2 protein-coding genes are annotated in these 658 nt (G+C 72.2%); one reads left to right on the top strand and one right to left on the bottom strand.

Annotated features, from left to right (window positions below):
* A partial coding sequence (locus B8460_RS17185) for a carph-isopro domain-containing protein (RefSeq protein ID WP_048862844.1) occupies positions 1-206 on the bottom strand: 206 nt, incomplete at its 3' end.
* A gap of 106 nt (positions 207-312) precedes the next feature.
* On the opposite strand from B8460_RS17185, the gene B8460_RS17180 reads away from it, so the two are divergent.
* The coding region (locus B8460_RS17180) for a GatB/YqeY domain-containing protein (RefSeq protein WP_048862843.1) at positions 313-658 on the top strand (346 nt) is incomplete at its 3' end.

The raw sequence follows: 658 nt of genomic DNA, 5'->3' as shown, positions 1-658 counted from the left end.
GGGGGGCCGCCCTCGGCCGCCTCGCGCCCGTCGGACAGATCCTCGTAGCGGAGGTCGCCGGCGGCGACGATCGCCGACCAGTGGCGCGGCGGGATCGCCTGCGCCTGCCGCCATTTGCGCACCGCCTCGGTCCCGACGCCCGCGAGCTTCGCGGCTGCCTCGGCGCCCCCGAGCCGGTCTATGATCTGATCTACCGACAAGCGCATCGACGTACTCCGGCCCCTATGGGAGAAGATTTCCCGGACTTAGCCGAGACTGCGGCGTCTGGGAAGTCGTTTCCCAGAAAAGCGGCCGGAACAGGGAGACACGGGCATGGGACTGCGTGACGACATCACGGCGGCGCTGAAGGCGGCGATGCTGGCGCGGGAGGCGGACCGGGTGTCCGCCCTACGGCTGATCAACGCCCGGCTGAAGGACGCCGACATCGCGGCCCGGCCGAAGGGGGTCACGGCGATTCCGGACGAGGAGATCGTCGCCCTGCTGCGCGGCATGGTGAAGTCGCGCCGCGAGGCGGCGGAGCTTTACCGGCAGGGCAACCGCCCGGAACTCGCGGAGAAGGAGGAGGCCGAGATCGCGGTGATCGAGGGCTTCCTGCCGGCGGCGATGGACGAGGCGGCGCTGGAGGCCGCCGTCGCGGCGGCGGTCGCCGCCACCGGGG

The sequence above is a fragment of the Acidisphaera rubrifaciens HS-AP3 genome (genome assembly GCF_000964365.1).
GTDB classification, from domain to species: Bacteria; Pseudomonadota; Alphaproteobacteria; order Acetobacterales; family Acetobacteraceae; genus Acidisphaera; species Acidisphaera rubrifaciens.
The sequence above is the reverse complement of the archived record's forward strand: the minus strand, read 5'-3'. Positions and strand labels throughout refer to the sequence as shown.